The sequence below is a fragment of the Streptomyces flaveolus genome, assembly GCF_000716535.1.
Lineage (GTDB): Bacteria > Actinomycetota > Actinomycetes > Streptomycetales > Streptomycetaceae > Streptomyces > Streptomyces flaveolus_A.
This window is the reverse complement of the sequence record NZ_JNWV01000162.1, coordinates 1-440: the sequence shown is the minus strand read 5'-3', so window position 1 is coordinate 440 and position 440 is coordinate 1. Positions and strand designations below refer to the sequence as shown.

The window sequence follows — 440 nt, the reverse complement described above, 5'->3', positions numbered from 1 at the left end:
CGCGACGAGGTCGTCTACGTCTCCGCGGATCCGCAGCGCACCGCCCAGCCGGTCACCATGGCCGACCTCGCGGCGGCCAAGCTGATCCTGTACGACGCCCACTACGGGTGGCGGGACCCCACACGGCGCCAACTGGCCGAACGCGCCCAGGTGGCGGGCGTCACCCTGTCCGCGGTCATCGAGGTCGAACACGTCGAATCCGCGCTGCACATCGTCGCCCGGGGAGCCGGCGACACCATCGTCTCCCGCGCGGTCGCCCACAGCCGCACCTTCCCGGAAGGCCTCCACACCATCGGATTCGCGGAACCGCTGTACGATACCATCGCCGTGGTCCGCAGGCAGGGAACCGTACTGTCGCCCGCCACCCAGGAGATCACCCGCCTCGCCCGCCGCATGCTGCTCGCACACGGAGCCGCCCAACGGCCCGCGCGGGACGGCCT

Annotated in this window: 1 protein-coding gene; it reads left to right on the top strand. The window is 71.8% G+C overall.

Going from position 1 to position 440, the window contains the following annotated elements:
* Nucleotides 1-440 (top strand): LysR family transcriptional regulator substrate-binding protein (locus OO52_RS45660; protein ID WP_167347970.1); only part of this gene is annotated, 440 nt, incomplete at both ends.